This window comes from Thioalkalivibrio sp. ALE22, from assembly GCF_000381445.1.
In the GTDB taxonomy this organism is placed as follows: domain Bacteria; phylum Pseudomonadota; class Gammaproteobacteria; order Ectothiorhodospirales; family Ectothiorhodospiraceae; genus Thioalkalivibrio.
This window is the reverse complement of the sequence record NZ_KB906501.1, coordinates 1-24,942: the sequence shown is the minus strand read 5'-3', so window position 1 is coordinate 24,942 and position 24,942 is coordinate 1. Positions and strand designations below refer to the sequence as shown.

Below are 24,942 nucleotides of genomic sequence, written 5' to 3'. Positions count from 1 at the left end.
CATGATGCGAGCCAGCGGCGACAACCTGATCGTGGGCCTGGGGGCGACCGGACTGTCGGTGGCCCGCTTCCTGCGCGCGCAGGGCCAGTCGTTTGCGCTCACCGATACCCGGGCGGCCCCCGCGGCGCTGGCTACGGGCGCGGACTGGGTGAACGCCGCCTGGGTGGGGCCGCTGGACGATCTGGATGCCACGGGCTTCGCCCGAATTGTGGTCTCGCCCGGTGTCGCCCTGGAACAAACCGTCCTGCAGCAGGCGCAGGCGGCCGGTGCCCGCCTGATCGGGGACATCGATCTGTTCGCCGAGCAGGCGACCGCCCCGGTGATCGCGATCACCGGCTCCAACGGCAAGAGCACCGTGACCGCCCTGGTGGGCGAGCTGCTCCAGGCCGCTGGCTACCGTGTCGCGGTCGGCGGCAACTTCGGGACCCCGGCGCTGGACCTGCTGGAATCGGCGCCCGATCTGTACGTGCTGGAGCTGTCCAGCTTCCAGCTGGAGCGCAGCCACACATTGGCGCCGGCCGCCGCCGCCATCCTGAATATCTCCCCCGACCACCTGGACCGCTACGCCGATCTGGACGCCTATGTACGCGCCAAGGCCCGGATCCTGGATCGCGCCCAGCGCGGCGTGCTGAATCGCGAGGACACCTGGCTGCGCGAGATTGCGCTGCCGCAGGACCTGCAGGTGATCTCCTTCGGTCTCGACGCCCCGCCGCGTGCGGTCGACTTCGGCGTGCGTCCGGCCCCCGAGGATGGCCCCGAGCTGGTGCATGGCGACGAGGGCCTTCTCGCCACGGGTCGCCTGCGCCTGCGGGGGCAGCACAACTGGGCCAACGCCCTGGCCGCGCTGGCCCTGGCCTGGCCGTGGCTGGAGCCAGGCGCGCCCCGGGCCCGCGCACTGGCGGCGCTGGCCGAGTTCCCCGGGCTGCCGCACCGCTCGCAGTGGATTGCCGAGGTCGACGGGGTCGCATACATCAACGACTCCAAGGGTACCAACGTGGGCGCCACCCTGGCCGCGCTGCGCGGTACGCCGGGGCCGCTGGTGTTGATTGCCGGGGGGCAGGGCAAGGGCCAGGACTTCGCCCCGCTGGCGGATTACATCCCGGGCAAGGTCCGCGGGGTGGTCCTGCTGGGCGAAGACGCGCCGGCCATCGCCCGCGCCCTGGCATCAGTGGTGCCGGTGCAGCGCGTCGACGACATGGCCGCCGCGGTCGCCCAGGCCGCCGCCTGGGCGGAGCCCGGGGATACCGTGCTGCTGTCGCCGGGCTGTGCCAGCCTGGACATGTACGAGAATTACCAGGCGCGCGGCGACGACTTCGCCCGCGCGGTGCGGGGGCTCGCGGCATGAGTGTCTCGAGTAGCCGCCTCGGACTGCCGGATCGCGGCCTGGTGGCCGGCCTGCGCGATCACGTGGACCTGCCTCTACTGGCGGTCGCGGCGACCCTGCTGGGGATCGGGCTGGTGATGGTCGCCTCGGCCTCCATGGGGTTGGGCGAGCGCTATTTCGGCAATACCTGGCACTTCTTCCAGCGCCAGGTGATCTTCGCCGCTATCGGTCTGGCGGTGGCGACCTTCCTGTGGTCGGTTCCGCTGGCGCGCTGGGAGCGCGCGGGGCCTTGGTTGCTGATCCTGGTGATGGTGCTGCTGATCGCCGTGCTGATCCCCGGGGTGGGCCGCACGGTGAACGGGGCGACCCGCTGGATCCCGCTGGGCATGTTCAACCTGCAGGTGGCGGAGCTGGTGAAATTGCTGGTGGTGATGTACCTCGCCGGCTACATCGTGCGCCACTACTCGACGCTGCGCCTGCATTTCCTCGGCTTCATCCGTCCGCTGATCGTGCTCGGGGTGGGCACCATCCTGATGCTGCTGCAGCCCGACTTCGGGGGGGCGGCGATCATGCTGGCGATCGGCATGGGCATGCTGTTCCTCGCCGGTGCCAAGCTGTGGCAGTTCGCCGCGCTGGGGGTCACGATCGGCGCCGGTATGGCGGTGGTGGCGGTCGCGGCACCCTACCGCGTGGCGCGCCTGACGGCCTTCCTCGACCCCTGGCAAGACCCGTTCGCCACCGGCTTTCAGCTGACCCAGTCGCTGATCGCGATCGGCTCCGGCGGCTGGTTCGGGGCCGGGCTGGGCAACAGCGTGCAGAAGCTGTTCTACCTGCCGGAGGCGCACAACGATTTCCTGTTTGCGGTCTTTGCCGAGGAGTTCGGCTTCGTCGGCGTTATCGCCCTGATCGCGCTGTTCGGGGTGCTGGTCTGGCGCTGCATCCGTATCGGCCTGTATGCCGAGCGCGCCGGCCATGCCTTCGCCTCCCATCTGGCGTTCGGTGTGGCGATCTGGATGGGCCTGCAGGCCTTCCTGAACCTCGCCGTGAACATGGGGCTGCTCCCGACCAAGGGGCTGACCCTGCCGTTTCTCAGTTACGGCGGCAGTTCGCTGATTGTCTCGCTGGCGGCCATCGGCCTGGTGATGCGCGTCTACCGCGAGGCCCAGGTGCCCGCTCCCCGGGCGGCGCAGCCGTCCCGTCGCCGGCGGGGAGGTGCGGCATGAACGCCCCGCGCATCCTGATCATGGCTGGCGGCACAGGAGGCCACGTGTTCCCCGGGCTGGCGGTGGCCGAGGAGCTGCGTGCCCGCGGCGCCGAGGTGCGCTGGCTGGGTACCACCCGCGGCGTGGAGGCGCGGCTGGTACCGGAGTCCGGCATCGAACTGACAACCCTCCCCATCGCCGGGATTCGCGGCAAGGGCGTGATCGGACTGGCGCTGGCGCCGTGGCGGCTGGGTCTGTCGCTGTGGGCGGCGCTGGGCCTGATGACGCGCCTGCGCCCGGACGCCGTGATCGGTTTCGGCGGCTTCGCGGCCGGGCCCGGCGGCCTGATGGCGGCCGCGCTGGGGCGCCCCCTGGCGATCCACGAACAGAACGCGGTGGCCGGCCTGACCAACCGCTGGCTGGCGAAGGTCGCCGACCGGGTGTACTCCGGCTTCGAGCACAGTTTTCCCGAACGGGTGGCGGTCACGGTCGTGGGCAACCCGGTGCGCGCGCAGATCGCCGGCCTGCCCGTCCCGGAGGTCCGCTTCGACGAGCGCGAAGGCCCGCTGAACATCCTGGTCCTGGGGGGCAGCCTGGGTGCCCGCTCCCTTAATCGGACCCTGCCCGCGGGCCTGGCGATGGTGGCGGCGCAACAGCCCCTGAACATCCGCCACCAGGCCGGCGAACGCACCCTGGAGGAGGCCCGGTCCGCCTACGCCGAAGCCGGGCTGGCGGCCGAGATCTCCGCCTTTATCGAGGACATGGCCGCCGCTTACGCCTGGGCGGACCTGGTGATCTGTCGCGCCGGGGCCCTGACCGTGGCCGAGGTGGCCGCCGCCGGGGTGCCGGCGATCTTCGTCCCCTATCCACATGCGGTGGATGACCACCAGACCGCGAACGCCGAGGCCCTGGTGCGCGCGGGCGCGGCCTGGATGATCGCGGATGCCGAACTGACGGCCCAGGCCATCTTTGACCGGGTCGGGCCGCTGGATCGCGAGGCCCTGCGGGCCCGCGCGGTCCTGGCGCGCGAGCAGGCCTGCCCGGACACGGTGCAGCGCCTGGCCGACGCCTGCATGGAGATGGCGGGTGCCCGCCCGGAGGGATCGTCATGAACGCCACGCGCCTGCCGCGTCACGCAATGCGCCGCATTCGCCGTATCCACTGCGTCGGGATCGGGGGTTCCGGCATGAGCGGGATCGCCGAGGTCCTGCACCAGCTGGGTTACCGGGTCTCCGGTTCCGACCTGGGGCAGTCGGCGATGGTCGAGCGCCTGAAGGCGATGGACATCCCGGTGGTGGCGGCCCATACCGAGGCGAATGTGGCGGACGCGGACGTGCTGGTGGTTTCCAGCGCGATCAACCCGTCCAACCCAGAGGTCCAGGAGGCCCGTCGTCGGGGTATCCCGATTGTGCGCCGCGCCGAAATGCTCGCCGAACTGATGCGTTTTCGCTACGGCATCGCGGTGGCCGGCACCCACGGCAAGACGACCACCACCAGCCTGGTCGCCAGTGTCCTGGCGGAGGCGGGCATGGATCCGACCTTTGTGATCGGCGGGCGCCTGAACAGCACGGCCAGTCACTCCAACCTCGGGGCCGGTGACTACCTCGTGGCCGAGGCCGACGAGAGCGATGCCTCGTTCCTCCATCTGCAGCCAATGATCAGCATCGTGACCAACATCGATGCCGATCACCTGGGGACCTATGGCAACGACTTCGGCAAGCTGCGCGCCACCTTCCTCGAGTTCCTGCATCACCTGCCGTTCTACGGCATCGCCGTGCTGTGCGCGGACGACCCGCAGGTGCGCGACCTGTATCCGGAACTGGAGCGCCCGCGCCTGACCTACGGCATCGAGCAGCCGGCCGACGTGCGCGCCCTGAATGTGCGCCAGGAAGGCGTGCGCATGTACTTCGATCTGGCCCTGCCGGGGCAGGCCGCATTCCCCGTGACCCTCAACCTGCCCGGCCGCCACAACGTGCTGAACGCCCTGGCCGCGGCGGCGGTCGCGCACGAGCTGGAGGTGGCGCCGACCGCGATCCAGGCCGCGCTGGAGCGTTTCCAGGGCATCGGCCGGCGCTTCCAGGTCCAGTCCTGGCAGGCCCCCAGCGGCCCGGTGACCCTGGTCGACGACTACGGCCATCACCCGCGGGAGATCGCCGCGACCCAGGCCGCCGCGCGCGATGCCTGGCCGGATCGGCGGCGCATCACGATCTTCCAGCCGCATCGCTATACCCGCACGCGCGACCTGTTCGAGGACTTTGTCGAGGCGCTGTCGGAGACCGATGTGCTGATCCTGCTGGAGGTGTATGCCGCCGGCGAGGAGCCGATCCCCAGTGCCGACGGCCGCAGCCTGGCGCGGGCCATCCGCCTGCGCGGTCAGGTCGAACCGGTGTTTGTCGAGCGGGCCGACGACGTCGTCGACGTCCTCGGGCGCATGCTGCGCGCGGATGACGTGGTCATTGCCCAGGGCGCCGGCGACATAGGCCGGCTGGCCGGTCTGCTGCCCGAACAGCTGAGCGCGTCCGGCAAGGGGGGCACATGATGGCGGCGCGCGAGATCGAGCCGATGGCGACGCCGTTCGCCGGGGAGCCGCGCGGGCGGCTGCAGGCCCGGGTGCCGCTGGCCGGGCTCACGTCGTGGCGGGTCGGCGGGCCGGCCGACTGGCTGTTCCAGCCGGTCGACCTCGACGATCTGGTGGCCGCGTTGCGCGACCACGCGACCCACGCCCCGCAGATGCCGGTGACCTTCCTCGGGCTTGGCAGCAACGTGCTGATCCGCGACGGGGGTGTCGAGGGGCTGGTGGTGCACCTGTCGGGTGTCCTCAACGAGCGCCGGCGTCTGGACGGTGATCGTCTCCTGCTGGGCGCCGGGCTGGCCTGTGCCCAGGCCGCGCGCTTCGGGGCCCGCGAGGGGCTGGTCGGGGCCGAGTTCCTGGCCGGCATCCCGGGCACGGTGGGGGGCGCGCTGTACATGAATGCGGGCGCCTGGGGCGGCGAGATCTGGCCGCTGGTGGAATCGGTGGCCACGGTGGATGTGCGCGGTGAACTGCATACCCGCACGCCAGCGGATTACTCCATCGGCTACCGCAGTGTCCGGGGCCCGGAAGACGAATGGTTCACCGGCTGCGTGCTGCGGCTGGCCCCGGGCGACCCCGAAGCCGGAACCCGACGCATCCGCGAACTCCTGCGCGAGCGCTCGGCGAAGCAGCCGCTGGGTCTGCCGTCCTGCGGTTCGGTCTTCCGTAATCCGGAGGGGGATCACGCGGCGCGTCTGGTGGAGGCGGCCGGGTTGAAGGGCCTGCGCCGCGGCGCGGCGGAGATCTCGCCCAAGCACGCCAATTTCATCACCCACGACGGGACGGCCCGCGCCGCCGATATCGAATGGCTGTTGCGCCATGCCCAGGACGAAGTGGAGCGGCGCTTCGGGGTGCACCTGGAGCCGGAGGTCCGGGTGCTGGGACGCGCCGCGGGTGCGAACGAGACAAGCGAGGGAACGGCATGAGCAAGCGAAGCGCACAAGACTACGGCCGGGTCGCGGTCCTGATGGGTGGCTGGTCCGGCGAGCGCGACATCTCGCTCCAGAGTGGCCAGGCCGTGCTGGCGGCCCTGCAGCGCCAGGGCGTGGATGCCCACCCGCTGGACCTGACCCGCGAGAGTGCCCGCTGCCTGGCGCTGGAGGGCTTCAACCGGGTGTTTATCGTGCTCCACGGCGAATGTGGCGAGGACGGCACGTTGCAGGGCTGCCTCGACATGGCGGGTGTGCCATACACCGGGACCGGCGTGCTTGGCTCCGCGCTGGGCATGGACAAGCTGGCCTGCAAGCGGCTGTGGGCGGGCAGCAATCTGCCCAGCGCGCCCTACCGCCTGCTGACACCCGGTTTCGATCCGGAGGCGGTCGCCGAGGCCCTGGGCCTGCCGCTGATCGTGAAGCCGGCCCGCGGGGGCTCCAGCCTCGGCATCACGCGGGTCGATCGCGTCGCGGATCTGCCGGCGGCGTTCGAGGCGGCCCGGCTGCAGCCGGGCCAGGTGTTCGCCGAGCAGTGGATCCGCGGGCGCGAGTACACCGTCGCGATCCTCGGCAATGAGCCGCTGCCCGTGGTGGAGATCCGTACCCCGGGTGGGTTCTACGACTACCACGCCAAGTACGAGGCCGATGATACCGGCTACGTCTGCCCGCCCCCGCTGGATTCGAGCGCGCTTCTGGAGCTGCAGTCCCTGGCGATCGCGGCCTTCGCGACGCTGGAGGGCTGCGGCTGGGGCCGGGTGGACATCCTGCAGGACGAGCACGGCGAGAACTTCCTGATCGAGGTGAACACCATCCCGGGCATGACCGATCACTCGCTGGTGCCCAAGGCGGCCGCGCAGGCCGGGATCGACTTCGACGAGCTGTGCCTGCGCATCCTCGATTCCAGTTTCGAGTGTGGAGGGCTGCGTTGAACGCACGGCGTACAACCCGACCCGCGCGCCGGCCGCAGTCGCAGGGGCCGTCGCCCTTGCGCCGCCTGGCCGGCCCGGGGCTGCGCCTGATGGCCGGCATGGGCCTTGCCGGGATGCTGGTGCTGGGCGCGCTGGCCTGGCTGCAGTTCGACCCGGATGCCTGGCTGCCGATCGAGCGCATCGAGGTGACCGGCAACCCGCAGCACGCGGATGTCGCGGCCGTGCAGGAGCTGGCCCGCGCCCATGCATCGGGCTTTGTCGGGGTCGAGCTGGAGCGCCTGCGCACGGCGCTGGAGGCCCAGCCCTGGGTGGACACGGTGCGCCTGCGCCGCCAGTGGCCGGACACGCTGGTGGTCGAGATCCGCGAGCCGGTGCCGGTGGCGCAATGGGGCGACGACCACCTGGTCGACCGCCACGGCCGGCTGTTCGGGCCGGTGGCGCTGGATGACTGGGAGGGGCTGCCGGCCCTCGCAGGGACGGATGGGCGGCAGGTGGTGCTGATGCATCGCTACCTGGAGGTCTCCGCGCGCCTGGCCGATGCCGGGCTGGAGGTCACCGGGCTGCAGGAAGGGGCGCGCCATGACTGGAGCATCCACCTGGCGGACGGCGTGCGCGTGCTGATGGGGCGGGATGCCGATCTGAGCCGCCTGGGTCAGCTGGTCCGCGCGGTGCCGGCGATTCGCGACTATCGCGATGCCCCGGTGGAACGGATCGACCTGCGCTATCCGCACGGGCTCGCGGTGGCCTGGGCGGATGCGGCGGATGACGGTGCGGGAGACGCCCGATGACACGAACGACAGGACGCAGAAAGATGATGGCAAAGAAGTCGGAACCCGGTCTGATCGTCGGCCTGGACGTCGGGACCTCGAAGATCGAGGCGGTGGTCGGGGAGCTGACCGAGGAAGGCGAGATCGAGATCATCGGGATCGGGTCCTCCCCTTCGCGCGGGCTGAAGAAGGGTGTGGTGGTGAACATCGAGTCCACCGTCCAGTCGATCCAGCGCGCGGTCGAGGAGGCCGAGCTGATGGCCGGCTGCGAGATCCACTCGGTCTACACCGGGATCGCCGGCTCCCACATCAAGAGCTACAACTCCACCGGCGTGGTGGCGATCAAGGACGGCGAGGTGGTCGCCGGCGACGTCGACCGGGTGATCGACGCCGCGCGCGCGATCGCGATCCCGGCCGACCAGCGCATCCTCCACGTGCTGCCGCAGGAATACATCATCGACGAGCAAGAGGGCATCCGCGAGCCGATCGGGATGTCCGGCGTGCGGCTGGAGGCCAAGGTGCACCTGGTCACCGGCGCGGTGTCCGCGGCGCAGAACATCGTCAAGTGCGTGGAGCGCTGCGGGCTGCGGGTGGACGACATCATCCTGGAACAGCTTGCCTCCAGCTATTCGGTGCTCAGCGAGGACGAGAAGGACCTGGGTGTCTGCCTGGTGGACATCGGCGGTGGCACCACCGACATCGCGGTGTTTGCCCATGGCGCGATCATGCACACCGCGGTGATCCCGATTGCCGGGGATCAGGTGACCAACGACATCGCGGTCGCCCTGCGCACGCCGACCCAGTACGCCGACGAACTCAAGATCAAGTACGCCTGCGCGCTGCGCTCGCTGGCCGACCCGGGCGAGAGCATCGAGGTGCCCGGGGTGGGCGATCGGGCCGCGCGCCGGCTGTCGCGCCAGACGCTCGCCTCCGTGGTCGAGCCGCGCTACGAGGAACTGCTGCAGCTGGTGCAGGCGGAGCTGCGCCGCAGCGGCACCGAGGAAATGATCGCCGCCGGGGTCGTGCTGACCGGCGGATCGTCTCGAATGGAAGGTGTGGTGGATCTCGCCGAAGAGGTCTTCCACATGCCCGTACGCCTGGGGGTGCCGCAACGCGTCACCGGGCTCCTGGATGTGGTGAAGAATCCGATCCACGCGACGGGAGTGGGGCTGCTGCTCTACGCCCGCGAGTCGCGTGCGGAGCAGGAGGCCCGGCCCGTGAGCAGCGGGTTCCAGGGCGTATGGGCGCGCATGAAGCGCTGGTTTTCCGGGCAGTTCTGATGATCGGGACACCGGAATCTTTGGGGGTCGGACCGCTCTCCGGCCATGACGCAGGCCAACAGAAGTACCTGTACACACGCAACGAGAGGACGCAATCATGACGTTCGAACTGATGGATACCTATAGCCAGAACGCGACGATTAAGGTCGTCGGCGTCGGGGGCGGCGGCGGCAACGCCGTGCAGCACATGGTCAACTCGCAACTGGAGGGCGTGGACTTCATCTGCGCCAATACCGATGCCCAGGCCCTGAAAAGCCTGGATTCCAAGACGCTGCTGCAACTGGGTGGCGACATCACCAAGGGCCTGGGGGCCGGGGCGGATCCCTCCGTGGGCCGCGAGGCTGCGCTGGAGGATCGCGAGCGCATCCAGGACCTGCTGCAGGGCGCGGACATGGTCTTCATTACCGCCGGCATGGGCGGTGGTACGGGTACCGGGGCCGCGCCGGTGGTGGCGCAGATCGCCAAGGAGATGAACATCCTGACCGTGGCGGTGGTCACCAAGCCGTTCCCGTTCGAGGGCAAGCGCCGCATGCAGGTGGCCATGTCCGGGATCAAGGCCCTGACCGAGCAGGTCGACTCGCTGATCACCATCCCCAACGAGAAGCTGCTGACGGTGCTGGGCAAGAACACCACGCTGCTGGACGCCTTCAAGGCCGCCAATGACGTGCTGTTCGGCGCGGTGCAGGGCATTGCCGAGCTGATCACCCGCCCGGGCCTGATCAACGTCGACTTCGCCGACGTGCGCAACGTGATGCGCGAGATGGGTATGGCGATGATGGGGACCGGCTCCGGTTCCGGCGAGGACCGTGCCCGCGAGGCGGCCGAAGCCGCGATCGCCAGCCCGTTGCTGGAGGACATCGATATCTCCGGCGCGCGCGGCATCCTGGTGAACGTGACCGGCGGCATGGATGTCGGTATCGGCGAGTTCGAGGAAGTCGGGGAGGCGGTGAAGGCCCTGGCCTCGGAAGACGCCAACGTCGTCGTCGGGACGGTGATCGACCCCGAGATGACCGACGAGCTGCGGGTCACCCTGGTGGCGACCGGCCTGGGGGCCCCGGCTTCGCAGTCCGAACGTCCGCAGGTGCGGGTGGTTGATGCCCAGCCGAAGAAGGCCGTCGGTTCCGACGTCGAAGTCGACCTCGATCAGCCGACCGTCAAGCGCCGTGGTGGCGACAACCTGGCGGTGGACTACAACCAGCAGCAAGGCATTGATGTGCTGGATATTCCGGCCTTTCTGCGCAAGCAGGCGGACTGAGAGCGCCGGCACATGCAGGACGAGCGGAATCCTGCAATAATGCGGCAATCGTTGTGTGCATGAGGAGCCCGGGAGGGCCCGGGCTCCCCTTATGCGCTCTCCTGAAAGAGAGAGGCTCAATTCGTTGATCAGGCAAAGAACGCTCAAGAACAGCATTCGGGCGACCGGGGTAGGACTGCATACCGGAGAAAAGGTGGTGCTGACCCTGCGGCCGGCCCCGGTGAACACCGGGATTGTGTTCCATCGCTGCGATCTTGATCCGTCCGTGGAGATTCGCGCCTGTGCCGACAATGTCGGCGACACGCGGCTTTCGACCACGCTGGTCAATGGCGATGTCCGGGTCTCGACCGTAGAGCATCTGCTCTCGGCCATAGCCGGACTGGGCATCGACAACCTGCACGTCGACGTGAGCGCCGCCGAGGTGCCCATCATGGACGGCAGTGCCGGTCCCTTCGTGTTTCTGCTGCAGTCCGCCGGGCTGAAAGAGCAGGACGCACCCAAGGAATTCATTCGGGTCAAGCGCAGCGTGGAAGTCCGCGAGGGCGACAAATGGGTGCGCTTCGATCCCTACGAGGGGTTCAAGGTCGGTTTCTGCATCGACTTCGAACACCCGATGTTCACCGACGGGAGCCAGCGCGCCGAGCTGGATTTCTCGTCCACCTCCTTCGTGAAGGAGGTCTCGCGTGCCCGAACCTTCGGGTTCATGCGCGACATCGAGGCCCTGCGGGCCAACCAGCTGGCGCTGGGCGGCAGCTTGGACAATGCCGTGGTGCTCGATGACTACAAGATCCTGAACGAGAACGGTCTGCGCTACGACAACGAGCTGGTCAAGCACAAGATCCTCGACGTGGTCGGGGACCTGTACCTGCTCGGCCACAGCCTGATCGGCGCCTTCACCGGGCACAAGTCCGGGCATGCACTGAATAATCAGCTGATCCGCCAACTCGCGGCCGACGAGACGGCCTGGGAAAAGGTCACCTTCGAGGACCCGAACGAGCGCCTGCCGATCTCCTTCGGCCAGCTGGCACCGACGCCGGCGGGCTGAATACCGCGGCGCCGATTCAGTCCGGCTTCGGCGCGGACGGGCGCGCCGCGCGGGCGAGCCGTTCCAGCGCACCGGCCAGTTCGGGATCCTCAATGCGGGAGGCGGTGTCGGCGAGGATCTGCCGGGCCGCTTCCGGGATCTCGCGCCGTTCCAGCCGCGCGGCCGGTTCGGCAGGGCGGGGCACCCGGGACAGCCGGATGCGCATCTGCTCGATGCCCTCGAAGCCCGCGGCACGCAGGGTCTTGAGCAGTTCGCGTTGCTGGAAGCGCAGCTCGGTCGCCAGGCCGCGGTCCGCGCAGATCGCGACCAGGGTGTCCTCGCGCAGGGTGAACGCCAGTCGCCGCGCCTTCAGCGCATTGCCGGCGAGGCCCTCGAGGGCGCGCTCCACGCCGCGGTCGCGGCCGGAGTGCGCGGACCAGTCGCGGGCGATGAAGCGGGTGATCCGCTGCGGTGTCATCCCGGCAACCCGGTCGCGCGAGGCGGAGAGAACAAGAGGATTCGCATGCAGTTGATCGTACTACGTCCGGACGGCCTTTGTGCACGCCTGCCCCTGTGGGCGATGGCCGTGTCGGGGGGCGTGCTGGTGCTGCTGATGGCGGCCGCGGTGGTGGCGGCCTATCTGGTCGGCCAGAGCCAGCGCGAGGTGGTCCGGATTCCGGTGACCAATACCCTGGATCCCGTGGCCGTCGAGACGGTGGAGCGCGAAGCCGCTCGCGAGGGCCTGAATCATCTGGTCGAACGGGTCGTGGCGCTGGAACGCCAGTTGTCGCGTGTGGATCTGCGCATCCGGTCGGTGGGCGACTCCCTGGGACTGGACGTGGCCGATCTGGCGCCGGAGACCGGGGGCCAGGGCGGACCCCTGCTGGAAGGACCGGATTCACCGCTGGAGGTGCACGACCGCCTGCTGGCGCTGGAGCACCTGCTGGGTCGGCACAGCGCCGCGGTGGACCTCGTGGGCTCCGAGCTGCGCCTGGATGCCTCGCGCGAGGCCCTGTCGCCGCGGCTTCGTCCGGTCGAGGATGATGCCTGGATCAGCTCGGCGTTTGGCTACCGCGAGGATCCGTTCACCGGCAATCGGCGGTTCCACTCAGGGATGGACTTTGCCGGTCGGCCCGGCTCCGAGATCCGCGCGGCCGGTGGCGGTCTGGTGGTGTTCGCGGGGCGGCGCAGCAGCTTCGGTAACCTGGTCGAGATCGCCCACGGCGGCGGCCTGAACACGCGCTACGCCCACAATGCGGAGATCCTGGTCGAGGCTGGCGAGCGCGTGGAGGCCGGCCAGGTGATCGCGACCATGGGCCGCACCGGCCGCGCGACCGACACCCACCTGCACTACGAGGTGGTGGATGCCGGCAAGGCCCTCAACCCCTACAACTTCCTTCCCGATCGGGACTGACACCTAGGGAGACGCTGATCGAATCGCACGTCCGCGCTCGAGTCGCTTTTGCGTGCGAACAAAGCGCGGTGACTGCCGTGCAGTCACTCTGCACAAGGGAACCGCAACGCCGTGCGCGCGCCCGTTTTTGATCAGCAACGGGCGCCCGAGCCCCTGCATTCAATCGCTTGCGGGGTTGGTGCCCCCCATTCCCCGACCCTGCGTTGCGCCCCTTGCGGGTAGAACCACTACCCGCTGCACGACGCGCCTTGTCTCGGAAAACAGGGGGCACCAACGCGGACGTGCGATTCAATCAGCGTCTCCCTAGTGGCTGCGCGGCGCGGGATTCGGCGTCGGTGGCCTCCCGGAAAGCCGTTTTCCCGGCACAGCGTTTCCCCGGCGGATCGTTTATCCTAGGCGGGTTTCAGCCAACCCTTACGGATCCCCATGGTCAAGCAGCTCGTTCAGAAGATCTTCGGTAGTCGCAACGATCGCATCCTCAAGCGCTATACCCGCGCGGTGGAACGCATCAATGCCCTGGCCGACTCCACCGAGGCGCTGTCGCGGGACGAGCTGCGCCACAAGACCCGGGAATTCCAGCGCCGCCTGGGCGAGGGCGAGGACCTGGAGAAGCTCCTGCCGGAAGCCTTTGCCGTGTGCCGCGCGATGAGCGCGCAGGTGATGGGCCTGCGCCATTTCGACGTGCAGTTGATCGGCGGCATGGTCCTGAACGACGGCCGCATTGCCGAGATGCGTACCGGCGAGGGGAAGACCCTGGTCGCGACCCTGCCGGCCTATCTCAACGCACTGACCGGCGACGGGGTGCACGTGGTCACGGTGAACGACTACCTGGCCCGGCGCGATGCCGCCTGGATGGGGCGGCTCTATCACGCGCTGGGGCTCTCGGTGGGCGTGGTCAACAGCTCCGGCGGCCTGGGCGTGGACTCCGCCTCCTATCTCTTCGATCCGGATTATCACGCCGAGGAGGGCGGGTTCGAGCACCTGCGCCCGGTCACCCGTCGGGAGGCCTACGCGGCGGACATCACCTACGGGACCAACAACGAGTTCGGCTTCGATTACCTGCGCGACAACATGGCCTTCTCGGCCGACCAGCGGGTGCAGCGGGCACTCAACTTCGCGGTGGTGGACGAGGTCGACTCGATCCTGATCGACGAGGCGCGCACCCCGTTGATCATCTCCGGCCCCAGCGGCGACAGCTCGGAGCTCTACGAGCGGCTGAACACCATCCCGCCGCAGCTCACTCGTCAGGAAGACGAGGAGAGCGAGGGCGACTACTTTGTCGACGAGAAGGCCAAACAGGTCTTCCTCAGCGAAGAGGGTCACGAGAAGGCCGAGGAACTGCTGCGCCAGGCGGGTCTGCTGGAAGAACACCAGACCCTGTACGACTCCGCGAGCATCGCGGTCCTGCATCACCTGAACGCGGCCCTGCGCGCGCACGCCCTGTTCCATCGCGACGTCGACTATCTGGTGCGCGACGACAAGGTCCAGATCATCGACGAGTTCACCGGACGCATCATGGCCGGGCGGCGCTGGTCCGAGGGGCTGCACCAGGCCATCGAGGCGAAGGAAGGCGTGCCGATCCAGCGCGAGAATCAGACGCTCGCCTCGATCACCTTCCAGAACTACTTCCGGCTGTACGACAAACTCGCCGGCATGACCGGTACCGCGGATACCGAGGCCTACGAGTTCAAGACCATCTATGACCTGGAAGTGGTCGTGATCCCCGGCAACAAACCGCTGGTGCGCGACGACATGCAGGACCTGGTGTTCCTGACCCAGGAAGAGAAATACACCGCCATCATCAAGGAGATCCAGTGGTGCGTGGATCGCGGCCAGCCGGTGCTGGTCGGGACCGCCTCCGTCGAGAGCTCCGAACGCCTGGCCCAGGCCCTCAAAAAGACCGGCATCGCCTTCGAGGTCCTGAACGCCAAGCAGCACGAGCGCGAGGCCTCGATCATTGCCCAGGCCGGCCGTCCCAAAGCCGTGACCCTGGCGACCAACATGGCCGGGCGCGGCACCGACATCGTCCTGGGCGGCTCGCTGGATGCCGAACTGGCCGAGGTGGATCCGGAGGACACGGCCCGGCAGGAGGCCATCCGGGCCGACTGGCAGCAGCGCCATGATGCCGTGCTCGAGTCCGGCGGTCTGCACATCATCGGCTCCGAGCGCCACGAGTCGCGGCGCATCGACAACCAGCTGCGCGGGCGCTCCGGGCGTCAGGGTGACCCGGGCTCCAGCCGTTTCTTCCTGTCGCTGGAAGACAACCTGATGCGGGTGTTCGCCTCCGAGCGCGTGCGCGGGCTGATGCAGCGCCTGGGCATGAAGGAGGGCGAGGCGATCGAGAACGCCTGGGTCTCCCGCGCCATCGAGAACGCCCAGCGCAAGGTCGAGGCCCACAACTTCGATATCCGCAAGCAGCTGCTGGAATACGACGACGTGGCCAACGACCAGCGCCGGGTGATCTATGACCAGCGCGCCGAACTACTGACCACCGAAGACATCAGCGACACCATCGACACCCTGGTCGAGGACGTGGTCAACGCCCAGATCAGCCAGTACATCCCGCCGGGCTCGATCGAGGACGAGTGGGAAGTCGAGGGTCTGCAGCAGGCCCTCAACGGCGAGTTCGGGCTGGACCTGCCGGTGCAGCAGTGGCTGGACGACGAGGACGACCTCCACGAGGAGCCGCTGCGCGAACGCATCGTGGGGCATGCCCGCGAGATGCTGGCCGGCAAGCGCGAGCAGCTGGGCGACGAGACCATGAACCGGCTGCAGCGTGACGTGATGCTGCAGGTCCTGGACAGCCAGTGGAAGGAACACCTGGCCGCGATGGACTACCTGCGCCAGGGCATCGGGCTGCGCGGCTACGCTCAGCGCAACCCGAAGCAGGAGTACAAGAAGGAAGCCTTTGCCATGTTCCAGTCCCTTCTGGAACGCATCAAGCACGATGTCGTGAAGTTCCTGCTGCGCATGCAGCTGCGGTCGCCGGAGGAGGTCGAGGCGCTACAGCCGAAGAAGGCCGCGCCGGCCGAGGACGACCTGCAGTTCCAGCACCAGAACCCCGACAGCGCCCTGAAGCCCGATGCCGAAGGCGAGGCGGAGGGCCGCGAGCCGGTCGCCAGTGGCGAGGCCCCCTATCGTCGCGAGGAGCCCAAGCTGGGACGCAACGAGCCTTGCTGGTGCGGTTCGGGCAAGAAGTTCAAGCACTGCCACGGCAAGCTTTAGGGGGCGTACGCAATGGCCGTTGGATTGATCGCCCCGGAGGTCCTTCATCCCGTGCCGGGCATCCGCCTGGCCGCGACCGCAGCCGGCATCCGTTACGCCGGGCGTGACGATCTGGTCCTGATCGACGCCGGCCCGGAAGCGACCATCGCCGCGCTCTACACCACCAATGCCTTCCGCGCGGCGCCCGTGGTGGTGGCCGCCGAGCACCAGGCGCGGGGGCACGCTCGCTGGCTGCTGATCAATGCCGGCAACGCCAATGCCGGTACGGGCGAGCCCGGGCTGGCCGCCGCGCGCGCCTCCTGCGAGGCGGTGGCCGGCCTTACCGGGACCGTCGAGGATGCGGTCCTGCCGTTTTCCACCGGCGTGATCGGGGAGCCGCTGCCGGTCGAGCGGATCGTCGCGGCCCTGCCGGTCCTGTACGCCGGGTTGGCGCCCAATACCTGGATGCAGGCCGGGCGCGCGATCATGACCACCGATACCGTGCTCAAGGGCTGCAGCCGCCGCGTCTCCCTGTCGCAGGGCGAAGTGACCCTGACGGGCATCGCCAAGGGTTCCGGCATGATCCACCCGGACATGGCGACCATGCTGGCCTTCATCGGGACCGATCTCGCCATCGACGCCGCCGAGCTCGAGGGCCTGCTGCGCGTGGCCAACCGCGACAGCTTCAATGCGATCACGGTGGACGGCGATACCTCGACCAACGATGCGGTCGTGGCGATGGCCAGTGGCGCCAGCGGCGCCGGGCTCGCCACGCCGGCGGATCGGGAGGCGTTTCTCGCCGCGCTGGCGGCGGTCTGTCTGGAGTTGGCCCAGGCGATCGTGCGCGATGGCGAGGGCGCGACCAAGTTCGTCACCGTGGAGGTGACCGGGGCGCGGGAGCGCGAAGAAGCGGCGCAGGTGGCCGAGACGGTCGCGCTGTCCCCGCTGGTGAAGACCGCGTTGTTCGCCTCGGACCCCAACTGGGGCCGGATCCTGGCGGCGGTGGGGCGCGCCGGTGTGCCGGACCTGGCGATCGACCGGGTCGCGATCCACGTGAATGACGTGGAGATCGTTCGCGACGGTGGCCGGGCCCCGGCCTATGCAGAGGCCGATGGCCAGCGGGCCTTCGGCGCGGACGAGATTCATGTGCGCATCGACCTCGGCCGGGGCCGCGCGGGCGCGCGCAAGTACACCTGCGACTTCTCCCACGAGTACGTGCGCATCAATGCCGAATACCGGTCCTGAGCCGGTTGTCTCCCGGCCGGTCGAGGTCGCGATCGGGCTGATCCTGGATGCCCGGGGCCGCGTACTCGTAACCCGCCGTACTCGCGGGCAGCATCTGGCCGGGTTTCGGGAATTCCCCGGGGGCAAGGTGGCCGCGGGGGAATCGCCGGCCACGGCCCTGGCCCGCGAGCTGGATGAGGAACTGGGCGTCCGGGTCGGCGCTGCGGTTCAGTGCCTGACCATTGATCACCGCTATTCGGAGCGCGCCGTGCGCCTGCACGTGTTTCGCGTGAGCACGTGGTCCGGCGAACCCGCGCCGCGCGAGGGCCAGACCATGGCGTGGCTGCGCCCGGACACCCTCGACCCGGCGGATTTCCCGGCGGCCAACCGCGCGATGCTCAACGCGCTGCGGCTCCCCGAGCGCTATCTGATCACCCCGTCCCCGGACGATGCGGGCCAGGCCGACGCGATCGCGGAGCGCGTGGTCCGGGCCCTGCGCGCGGGCCGGGCCGGCATGGTCCAGGTTCGGGCGCCGGCGCTGGACGCGTCGGCCTATCGCGACTTCCTCGCGGCCATCGCCGGGCCCGCCGGCGCGCTGGGTATCCCGGTGCTGGCCAACGCCCCGGCGGACTGGCTGACCGGGTTCCCGGAGGTGGGGCTGCATCTGCCGGAGCGGCGCTGGCGCGAACTGGAGACGCGTCCGGACCGGGGTGGCTGGATCGGCGCGTCGGTGCATGACCGGGCCGGGCTCGCGCGGGTCGCCGCGCTGGGGCTGGATTTCGTGGTCCTCGGGCCGGTGGAGGTGACCGCCACCCACCCCGGGGCCGAGGTGCTGGGCTGGGAGCGCTTCACTGCCTGGACGGCCGGTGCGGGCGTACCGGTTTATGCGCTGGGAGGCATGACCCCGGGGCACCTGGCCCAGGCGCGCCGGGCGGGAGCGCAGGGGATTGCCGGCATTCGCGGGCTGCTGGACGGTTGATCCCGTCGCCGGGCAACGAGCCCGGTCACGGTGTCAGATCGCGCAGCAGCAGAGCTGGAAGGGGACGTCGCGACTGGCCGGAACCGGGCGCTCGCGGAAGTCGCCCGGGGCGAAGAAGCGCACGGTAAAGCGCTGGCGTCCGCCGCTGATCTCCGGATAGACCCCGAGGGTGGGGTCGACGGTCACCCGGATCAGCTGCCAGGCATGGCTGGTGTCCAGGCTGCGCTCGAAGTAGCCCTCCTCCGCTGTGACCGGCTCCGCGTGGCCCGAGCGGCGCATGTAGCGCAGCACCTGGGCGGTCGCCTCGGCGACGGTATTGAGCGGCTCGAACCACTCCAGCAGGAGTTCGCTGCGCGCCTGGCTTGGCTGTGCGAGCCAGTAGTGGTAGATCGGCAGGTCGAAGTCGAAGGCGCCGCCCGGCAGGGCCATGCGCTGGCGTACGCTGGAGAAGAACTCGCTGCCGCGCACGCGGTGATCGAGGGCGCCGGCCTGTTCCTCCAGCGCATCATGGAGCCGCTTCTGCGTGTCCATGGTTTCGCGGAAGCGCTCGGCATCCACGCCCGGCTGGTTGGCCAGGCGGTTCAGGTTGACCGTCTGGCGTTCGATCTCGCCCATCAGCTCGCGTTTGATGTCGACGCGGGTCACCAGCGCGTAGATATCGACCAGGGAGACCAGGGCCTCGTGGTGGTCGAACGGCCGCCCCGACTCCAGTGCGTCGGCGAAGCGCGCGTTCAGGGCCTCCAGTCGCAGCAGGAGGCGCACGCGTTCATGCAGCGGTTGTTCGAAGGTCAGGGTCTGGCTCACGGCGTGCCTGTTCGGCAGGAGGGCTGAAGGTGCATGGCCCGGGAATCCCGGCAGTATCAGGTATTCGGGGGGCGGATTTCCACCCGGGAGGCGGTCGTGGCGGACAGCTCGCGCAGGGCGGCGTCGCGTTCTGCTACCTGGTTCGCCAAGTCGGCCTCCGTTGTGGCTTCGCGATTGCGGATTTCGCTGTCCCCGCGCAGGCGGCGCTCCTCGGGATTCATCTGGGCCGCCAGGATGGCCTCCACCTCGGCGCTGCTGCGGCCGTCACGCTGGGTGACGCGGGCGATCTGCTCGTGGGGCTCGCAGTGGACCACGATCACATGGTCGAAGCGGTTCTCCCAGCCGGCCTCGAACAGCAGTGGAACCACGATCAGGGCGTAGGGCGTGTCGGATGGCAGCGCGGCGAGGTCTTCCTCGATGCGGGCCTCCACCGCGGGGTGGACCAGGGCCTCCAGCGCCTGGCGCTCCCCCGGGTCGGCAAAGATCCGGCTGCGCAGGGCGCCGCGGTCCAGGTGCCCGCGGGCATCCAGGACGCCGGGCCCGAAGCGGTTCACGATGGCAGCGTAGAGGTCGTGTCCCGGTGTCTGCAGCTCGCGGTTGATGGCGTCGGCATCCAGCACCGGCACGCCGAGGCTGGCGAACAACCCCGCGACCCGGCTCTTGCCGCAGCCGATCCCCCCGGTGAGTCCGACCCGCAGCATGCCCGTCGCCTAGAATCCCTGGGGGAAGTAGAGGGCCAGCAGCTCGTCTCCCCAGATCAGCGCGAGCCAGCCGGCGGCGGCGAGATAGGGGCCGAACGGGATCGGGATATTGCGATCCCGGCCGCGCAGCAGGATCAACGCAATCCCGACTACGGCGCCGACCAGCGAGGCCAGCAGCAGGATGACCGGCAGGGCCTGCCAGCCCAGCCAGGCGCCCAGCGCGGCCAGCAGCTTGAAGTCCCCGAAGCCCATGCCCTCCTTGCCGGTCAGCAGGCGGAAGCCATGGAAGATCAGCCACAGCACCAGGTAGCCGGCGACGGCGCCAATGACCGCCGACTGCAGGTCGGTGAAGGTCCCCGGGATGTTGACCAGCAGGCCCAGCCACAGCAGGGGCAGGGTCAGCTGGTCCGGGAGCAGGGTGGTGCGGGCGTCGATGCCGGCCGCCGCAATCAGCACGCCGGTGAACACCAGGGCCAGGAGGCCTGTGGCGTTCGGCCCCAGGTGCCAGATCGTCACGATGAACAGCAGCGCGGTGAGGGCCTCGACCGCGGGATACTGCCAGCTGATGCGGGTGCCGCAGCCAGGGCAGCGCCCGCGCAGAAGCAGATAGCTGAGGAGGGGCACGTTCTCCAGCGCCCGGATGGGGCGTTGGCATTGCGGGCAGCGCGAGCGCGGGCGCACGAGGTCGAAGCGCTCCTCTGCGCCCGGCGGTTCGTGCTCGAGGATGGCGCGGGCCTCGCGTTCCCAGTCGCGTTCCAGCATCACCGGCAGGCGCGCGATGACCACGTTCAGGAAACTGCCGATCAGCAGCCCGAAGACCCCGGCGATCGGCAGGGCCCACGCGCCCAGTTGCGCACCGGTCTCGGCCAGCATCCCCTAGATCACCTGACCCATCTGGAAGATGGGCAGGTACATGGCGATGACCAGACCGCCGACCAGCACGCCCAGAACCACCATGATCAGCGGTTCCAGCAGGCTGGACAGGCTGTCGACGGCGTTGTCGACCTCGTCCTCGTAGAAGTCCGCGACCTTGGCCAGCATGGAGTCCAGTGAGCCGGATTCCTCGCCGATCGCGACCATCTGCACCACCATGTTGGGGAACACGCCGGTATTGCGCATCGACCATTGCAACTGCCCGCCTGCCTCGGTCTCGTCGCGCATGCGCAGGGTCGCCTCGCGGTAGACCGCGTTGCCGGTGGCGCCGGAGACCGAGGTCAGGGCATCCACCAGCGGGACCCCTGCGGAGAACATGGTCGACAGCGTGCGGGCGAAGCGCGCGATCGCGGCCTTGCGCAGGATCGGCCCGAAGGCCGGGGCCTTGAGGATGATGATGTCGAGGAAGCGGGCGAAACGTGGCGAGCGCCGCTTGGCCTGCACGAAGACGAAGCCGATCGCCACCATGACCCCGAGGATCGCCCACCACCAGCTCTGGGTGAACTCCGAGAGGTCCACCACCATCCGTGTGAACACCGGCAGGTCGGCACCGAAGCCCTGGAACAGGGCCTCGAACTGCGGGACCACGTAGATCAGCAGGATCGCGGTGACCACGATGGCCACCACGACGACCGCGGCGGGGTAGAACAGGGCCTTCTTGATCTTGGCCTTCAGGGCCTCGGTCTTTTCCTTGTAGGTGGCGATCTTGTCCAGCAGGGTCTCGAGCGTCCCCGCCTGCTCGCCCGCCTCGACGAGGTTGGTGACCAGGTCGTCGAAGTGACGCGGGTGCTTGGACAGGGCCTTGGCAAAGGTCTCGCCGCCTTCCACGTCCGCTTTCAGTTTCAGAACGAGGTCGCGCATCGCGGGTTTCTCGTTCCCGCGGCCGACGATCTCGAACGCCTGCACAAGAGGTACACCGGACTGCAGCATCGTGGTCATCTGCCGCAGGAAGTAAGCGATATCCGCCGGCACGATCTTCTTGTTGCCGCCGGAGAACAGCGACTTCGGCTTCTTGCGGATCTTGACGACGTTAATGCCGTTCTTGCGCAGTTCGGCGCGCGCGGTGGCCTCATTGTCGGCCGGGGTCTCGCCCTTGACCCGGTCGCCGTTCTTGTTCAGTCCTTCCCAGGTGTAGATCGTCCCGGAGTCGGCCATCCCCCTGTCCCCCTGTAGCTGGTGACCCGTGCCCCTTGCGGCACTAGTCCTTGGTCACGCGATTGACTTCCTCGAGGCTGGTCAGCCCCGCCATTACCTTCATCAGACCGGCGCGGCGCAGGTCCTCGATGCCTTCCTTTTCTGCCTGTTCCGCCAGCTGCATGGAGTTGTAGCCCTCCAGGATGCCGCGCTGCATCTCCTCGCTGATGGGCATGACCTGGTAGATCCCGAGGCGGCCCTTGTAGCCGTTGGTGCACTGGTCACATCCCACCGCGCGATAGGCAGTCACCCCGGCCTGGATATCGGCGTCGGTGAAGCCCTCCTTGCGCAGGACCTCTTCCGGCAGCTGTTCCGGTTCCTTGCAGTTCGGACACAGGCGCCGCGCGAGGCGCTGGGCGATGATCAGCAGGATCGACGACGCGATGTTGTACGGTGGCACGCCCATGTTGGCGAGGCGAGTCAGCGTCTGTGGCGCGTCGTTGGTATGCAGGGTGGAGAGCACCAAGTGGCCGGTCTGCGCGGCCTTGATCGCGATCTCCGCGGTCTCGAGGTCACGGATCTCCCCGACCATGATCACGTCCGGATCCTGGCGCAGGAAGGCGCGCAGGGCGCTGGCGAAGGTCAGGCCGACCTTCGGGTTCACGTTGACCTGGTTGACCCCGGGCATGTTGATTTCCGACGGGTCTTCGGCGGTGGAGATGTTGCGGTCCGCGGTGTTCAGGATGCCGAGGCCGGTATAGAGGGATACGGTCTTGCCCGACCCGGTGGGGCCGGTCACCAGGATCATCCCGTAGGGCCGGCTGAGCGCCTGCAGATAGGCTTCCTTCTGATGTTCCTCGTAGCCCAGTTGGTCGATCCCCATCGACGCGCTGCTGGGGTCGAGGATACGCATCACGATCTTCTCGCCGTACAGCGTCGGCAGGGTGCTGACACGAAAGTCGATCGCCCGCGTCCGTGACAGCTTCAGCTTGATCCGTCCATCCTGGGGTACGCGGCGTTCGGCGATGTCCATGCGCGACATCACCTTGACCCGCGCGGTGATTCGCGGTGCCAGGGAGTTCGGCGGGTGGGCCACTTCGTGCAGCACGCCGTCGATGCGAAAGCGCACGCGGAAGTCCTTCTCGAAGGGCTCGAGATGGATGTCGGAGGCCTTGCGGTTGATGGCGTCCATCAACAGCTTGTTGACGAAGCGCACTACCGGGGCATCGTCCGCCCCTTCGGCGGTGTCCGAGCTGTCCTTGTCGTCGTCGCCCGATTCGATTGCCAGGCTGTCGAGGCCGTCGTCCCCCAGGTCGTCCATCAGCGACGAGGCGGCGCTCAGGGCGCTGTCGATCAAGCGGTCGAGCTTGTGCGACTCGACCAGCACGGCCTCCACCGGCATGCCCGTGGCGAACTTGAACTCGTCGGTGGCGCCAAGATTGGTCGGGTCGGAGACGGCGATGTAGAGCCGGTTGCCGCGCACCATCAGCGGGAGGGCGTGATGCTTCTGGATCAGCTTCTCGTTCAGATGATCCTTGGGCAGCAGTTCCGGCTCGAAGGTCGCGAGGTCGAATACCGGCAGCCCGAATTCCTCGGCGGCGGCCTCCGCGAGCCGGGCCTCCGCCACCTGGCCCTTGCTGGCCAGCAGGGTCATCAGGGGGGTCTGCTGGGACTGGGCCTCCTCGACCAGCTGGGAGGCGATGTCCTCCGCGATCAGGCCGGCCTCGACCAGGCGTTTGGCCAGCCCGGGGAGCCGCGGTGCCGTAGTGGTGTTCGCCATGGGCCTCTGCGTATACAAACCAGTGATGGGCCACACAATACGTGCGTCCGCGGCGGAAGGGAAACGCCCTGGCGGACCACTGGCGCCCCCCGCTGTGCCCCCGATCATAGGAATCAACCCCGCAGAAGACAAGGCTGTTGCGCCGCGGCCGGAAGCGAATGCTCGAGGCGCTTGACGCTGCGCTTCGCGCTGGTTCAGAATACGCGGCTTGATCGAGGAGGGATACCCAAGCGGTCAACGGGGGCAGACTGTAAATCTGCTGGCTCAGCCTTCGGAGGTTCGAATCCTCCTCCCTCCACCATCGAGTTTTTGAAGCCAGCGGCCATAGTGGGCGGTGGTCAGGCAAGCCAGGGTTCTGCGGGTGTAGTTCAATGGTAGAACCTCAGCCTTCCAAGCTGATGATGTGGGTTCGATTCCCATCACCCGCTCCACGTTTGGCCTGTTGTGGTGCGTCCTTGCGGGCGGCCCGGCCGAGGCCCTGGCAGCCAGAGCAATAGAGTTATCCGGCTCATGTAGCTCAGTCGGTAGAGCACTTCCTTGGTAAGGAAGAGGTCACCGGTTCGAATCCGGTCATGAGCTCCATATTAATGTCAGCGTACAACCTGCGTCGCTGTTGAGTTTTAGCGTCACGATCCGGGGAAGCGAGAAATGTCCAAGGAAAAGTTCGAGCGTAAGAAGCCGCATGTGAATGTGGGGACGATTGGTCATGTGGACCATGGGAAAACGACGCTGACGGCGGCGATGACGGCGGTGCTGGGTAAGAAGTACGGGAGCGAAGCCCGTGCGTTTGACCAGATCGACAATGCGCCGGAAGAGAAGGCGCGCGGGATCACGATTGCGACCGCGCACGTCGAATACGAAAGCGACATTCGCCACTATGCGCACGTCGACTGCCCCGGGCACGCGGACTATGTGAAGAACATGATCACGGGTGCGGCGCAGATGGACGGCGCGATCCTGGTGGTGTCGGCGGCCGATGGCCCGATGCCGCAGACGCGCGAGCACATTCTGCTGGCGCGTCAGGTGGGTGTGCCGTACATCGTGGTGTTCCTGAACAAGGCCGACATGGTCGACGATCCGGAGCTGCTGGAGCTGGTCGAGATGGAAGTTCGCGACCTGCTGTCCTCCTACGATTTCCCGGGTGACGACACCCCGGTGATCACCGGTTCCGCGCTGAAGGCGCTGGAAGGTGACGAGAGCGAAGTGGGCGCCCCGGCGATCTACAAGCTGGTGGAGGCGATGGACAGCTGGATTCCGGAGCCCGAGCGTGCCGTGGACGGCGCGTTCCTGATGCCGGTGGAAGATGTCTTCTCGATCTCCGGTCGTGGCACCGTGGTGACCGGTCGCGTCGAGCGCGGCGTGGTGAAGGTCGGCGAAGAAATCGAGATCGTCGGTATTCGCGACACCCAGAAGACCACCGTCACCGGTGTCGAGATGTTCCGCAAGCTGCTGGACCAGGGCGAGGCGGGCGACAACGTCGGTAT

21 protein-coding genes and 3 tRNA genes are annotated in these 24,942 nt (G+C 68.4%); 18 read left to right on the top strand and 6 right to left on the bottom strand.

The genetic code is table 11. The features are described 5' to 3' along the window. Nucleotide 1: 1 nt before the first annotated feature. The 10 genes from murD to lpxC all read left to right on the top strand — a co-directional run bounded on the left by murD (nucleotide 2) and on the right by lpxC (nucleotide 11,306). Nucleotides 2-1,345, top strand: coding sequence for a UDP-N-acetylmuramoyl-L-alanine--D-glutamate ligase (murD, locus tag F793_RS0103420; protein WP_018882414.1), 1,344 nt, complete (start codon nucleotides 2-4; stop codon nucleotides 1,343-1,345). Then, nucleotides 1,342-2,547 (top strand): putative lipid II flippase FtsW, encoded by a 1,206-nt coding sequence (gene ftsW / locus F793_RS0103415; protein ID WP_019583714.1) that lies wholly within the window; start codon nucleotides 1,342-1,344, stop codon nucleotides 2,545-2,547. The genes murD and ftsW overlap by 4 nt, the downstream gene beginning before the upstream one ends. Beyond that, nucleotides 2,544-3,638, top strand: coding sequence for an undecaprenyldiphospho-muramoylpentapeptide beta-N-acetylglucosaminyltransferase (murG, locus tag F793_RS0103410; RefSeq protein WP_018879983.1), 1,095 nt, complete (start codon nucleotides 2,544-2,546; stop codon nucleotides 3,636-3,638). Before ftsW ends, murG begins: the two co-directional genes overlap by 4 nt. Beyond that, complete coding sequence (murC, locus tag F793_RS0103405) at nucleotides 3,635-5,065, top strand: UDP-N-acetylmuramate--L-alanine ligase (RefSeq protein ID WP_018878169.1); 1,431 nt, start codon at nucleotides 3,635-3,637, stop codon at nucleotides 5,063-5,065. Before murG ends, murC begins: the two co-directional genes overlap by 4 nt. Beyond that, nucleotides 5,062-6,024 carry a UDP-N-acetylmuramate dehydrogenase gene (gene murB / locus F793_RS0103400; protein WP_018882413.1) on the top strand — a complete coding sequence of 321 codons (963 nt, stop codon included), beginning with the start codon at nucleotides 5,062-5,064 and terminating at the stop codon, nucleotides 6,022-6,024. Before murC ends, murB begins: the two co-directional genes overlap by 4 nt. Beyond that, nucleotides 6,021-6,959, top strand: coding sequence for a D-alanine--D-alanine ligase (locus F793_RS0103395; RefSeq protein WP_018878171.1), 939 nt, complete (start codon nucleotides 6,021-6,023; stop codon nucleotides 6,957-6,959). The genes murB and F793_RS0103395 overlap by 4 nt, the downstream gene beginning before the upstream one ends. Nucleotides 6,960-7,024: 65 nt before the next feature. Then, the gene (locus tag F793_RS0103390; RefSeq protein WP_026280317.1) at nucleotides 7,025-7,747 is read left to right on the top strand and encodes a cell division protein FtsQ/DivIB; all 723 of its coding nucleotides are present in this window, start codon (nucleotides 7,025-7,027) and stop codon (nucleotides 7,745-7,747) included. A gap of 23 nt (nucleotides 7,748-7,770) precedes the next feature. Continuing rightward, the gene (ftsA, locus tag F793_RS0103385; protein WP_018865657.1) at nucleotides 7,771-9,006 is read left to right on the top strand and encodes a cell division protein FtsA; all 1,236 of its coding nucleotides are present in this window, start codon (nucleotides 7,771-7,773) and stop codon (nucleotides 9,004-9,006) included. A gap of 97 nt (nucleotides 9,007-9,103) precedes the next feature. Continuing rightward, nucleotides 9,104-10,261 (top strand): cell division protein FtsZ, encoded by a 1,158-nt coding sequence (ftsZ, locus tag F793_RS0103380; RefSeq protein WP_017942791.1) that lies wholly within the window; start codon nucleotides 9,104-9,106, stop codon nucleotides 10,259-10,261. A gap of 124 nt (nucleotides 10,262-10,385) precedes the next feature. Continuing rightward, on the top strand, nucleotides 10,386-11,306 hold the full coding sequence (gene lpxC / locus F793_RS0103375; protein WP_231366535.1) for a UDP-3-O-acyl-N-acetylglucosamine deacetylase: 921 nt from the start codon (nucleotides 10,386-10,388) through the stop codon (nucleotides 11,304-11,306). A 16-nt stretch (nucleotides 11,307-11,322) separates the two neighbouring features. Here lpxC and F793_RS0103370 read toward each other — a convergent pair whose 3' ends face one another. Next, nucleotides 11,323-11,763: a DciA family protein gene (locus F793_RS0103370; RefSeq protein ID WP_018865659.1), complete on the bottom strand. Its 441-nt coding sequence runs from the start codon at nucleotides 11,761-11,763 to the stop codon at nucleotides 11,323-11,325. Between the two features lie 45 nt (nucleotides 11,764-11,808). Here F793_RS0103370 and F793_RS0103365 point away from each other — a divergent pair, with 45 nt between their 5' ends. The 4 genes from F793_RS0103365 to F793_RS0103350 all read left to right on the top strand — a co-directional run bounded on the left by F793_RS0103365 (nucleotide 11,809) and on the right by F793_RS0103350 (nucleotide 18,106). Continuing rightward, the gene (locus tag F793_RS0103365) at nucleotides 11,809-12,699 is read left to right on the top strand and encodes a M23 family metallopeptidase (protein WP_026279153.1); all 891 of its coding nucleotides are present in this window, start codon (nucleotides 11,809-11,811) and stop codon (nucleotides 12,697-12,699) included. A gap of 426 nt (nucleotides 12,700-13,125) precedes the next feature. Then, nucleotides 13,126-15,924 (top strand): preprotein translocase subunit SecA, encoded by a 2,799-nt coding sequence (gene secA, locus F793_RS0103360; RefSeq protein ID WP_018882412.1) that lies wholly within the window; start codon nucleotides 13,126-13,128, stop codon nucleotides 15,922-15,924. A gap of 12 nt (nucleotides 15,925-15,936) precedes the next feature. Further along, a complete protein-coding gene (gene argJ, locus F793_RS0103355) occupies nucleotides 15,937-17,148 on the top strand; it encodes a bifunctional glutamate N-acetyltransferase/amino-acid acetyltransferase ArgJ (protein ID WP_026280876.1) in 1,212 nt (403 codons plus the stop codon). Next, nucleotides 17,129-18,106: a Nudix family hydrolase gene (locus F793_RS0103350; RefSeq protein ID WP_018882410.1), complete on the top strand. Its 978-nt coding sequence runs from the start codon at nucleotides 17,129-17,131 to the stop codon at nucleotides 18,104-18,106. Before argJ ends, F793_RS0103350 begins: the two co-directional genes overlap by 20 nt. Nucleotides 18,107-18,139: 33 nt before the next feature. On the opposite strand, the gene zapD is transcribed toward F793_RS0103350, so the two are convergent. The 5 genes from zapD to pilB are packed head-to-tail and all read right to left on the bottom strand — an operon-like array spanning nucleotide 18,140 to nucleotide 23,458. Beyond that, nucleotides 18,140-18,910, bottom strand: a complete 771-nt coding sequence (zapD, locus tag F793_RS0103345; RefSeq protein ID WP_018865664.1) for a cell division protein ZapD — start codon at nucleotides 18,908-18,910, stop codon at nucleotides 18,140-18,142. 56 nt (nucleotides 18,911-18,966) lie between these two features. Further along, on the bottom strand, nucleotides 18,967-19,611 hold the full coding sequence (gene coaE / locus F793_RS0103340; protein ID WP_018865665.1) for a dephospho-CoA kinase: 645 nt from the start codon (nucleotides 19,609-19,611) through the stop codon (nucleotides 18,967-18,969). A gap of 9 nt (nucleotides 19,612-19,620) precedes the next feature. Next, complete coding sequence (locus tag F793_RS0103335) at nucleotides 19,621-20,484, bottom strand: A24 family peptidase (RefSeq protein ID WP_018865666.1); 864 nt, start codon at nucleotides 20,482-20,484, stop codon at nucleotides 19,621-19,623. A 3-nt stretch (nucleotides 20,485-20,487) separates the two neighbouring features. After that, nucleotides 20,488-21,699: a type II secretion system F family protein gene (locus F793_RS0103330; protein ID WP_018865667.1), complete on the bottom strand. Its 1,212-nt coding sequence runs from the start codon at nucleotides 21,697-21,699 to the stop codon at nucleotides 20,488-20,490. A gap of 43 nt (nucleotides 21,700-21,742) precedes the next feature. Further along, nucleotides 21,743-23,458: a type IV-A pilus assembly ATPase PilB gene (pilB, locus tag F793_RS0103325; protein ID WP_018865668.1), complete on the bottom strand. Its 1,716-nt coding sequence runs from the start codon at nucleotides 23,456-23,458 to the stop codon at nucleotides 21,743-21,745. Between the two features lie 216 nt (nucleotides 23,459-23,674). On the opposite strand from pilB, the gene F793_RS0103320 reads away from it, so the two are divergent. From F793_RS0103320 to tuf, 4 genes are all read left to right on the top strand, one after another. Further along, nucleotides 23,675-23,759 (top strand) — tRNA-Tyr (locus F793_RS0103320). Nucleotides 23,760-23,815: 56 nt separating this feature from the next. Further along, nucleotides 23,816-23,889 (top strand) — tRNA-Gly (locus tag F793_RS0103315). A 75-nt stretch (nucleotides 23,890-23,964) separates the two neighbouring features. Continuing rightward, a tRNA-Thr gene (locus tag F793_RS0103310) sits at nucleotides 23,965-24,040 on the top strand. A 66-nt stretch (nucleotides 24,041-24,106) separates the two neighbouring features. Continuing rightward, nucleotides 24,107-24,942: elongation factor Tu (tuf, locus tag F793_RS0103305; protein WP_019592773.1), on the top strand; the 836-nt coding region annotated here is incomplete at its 3' end.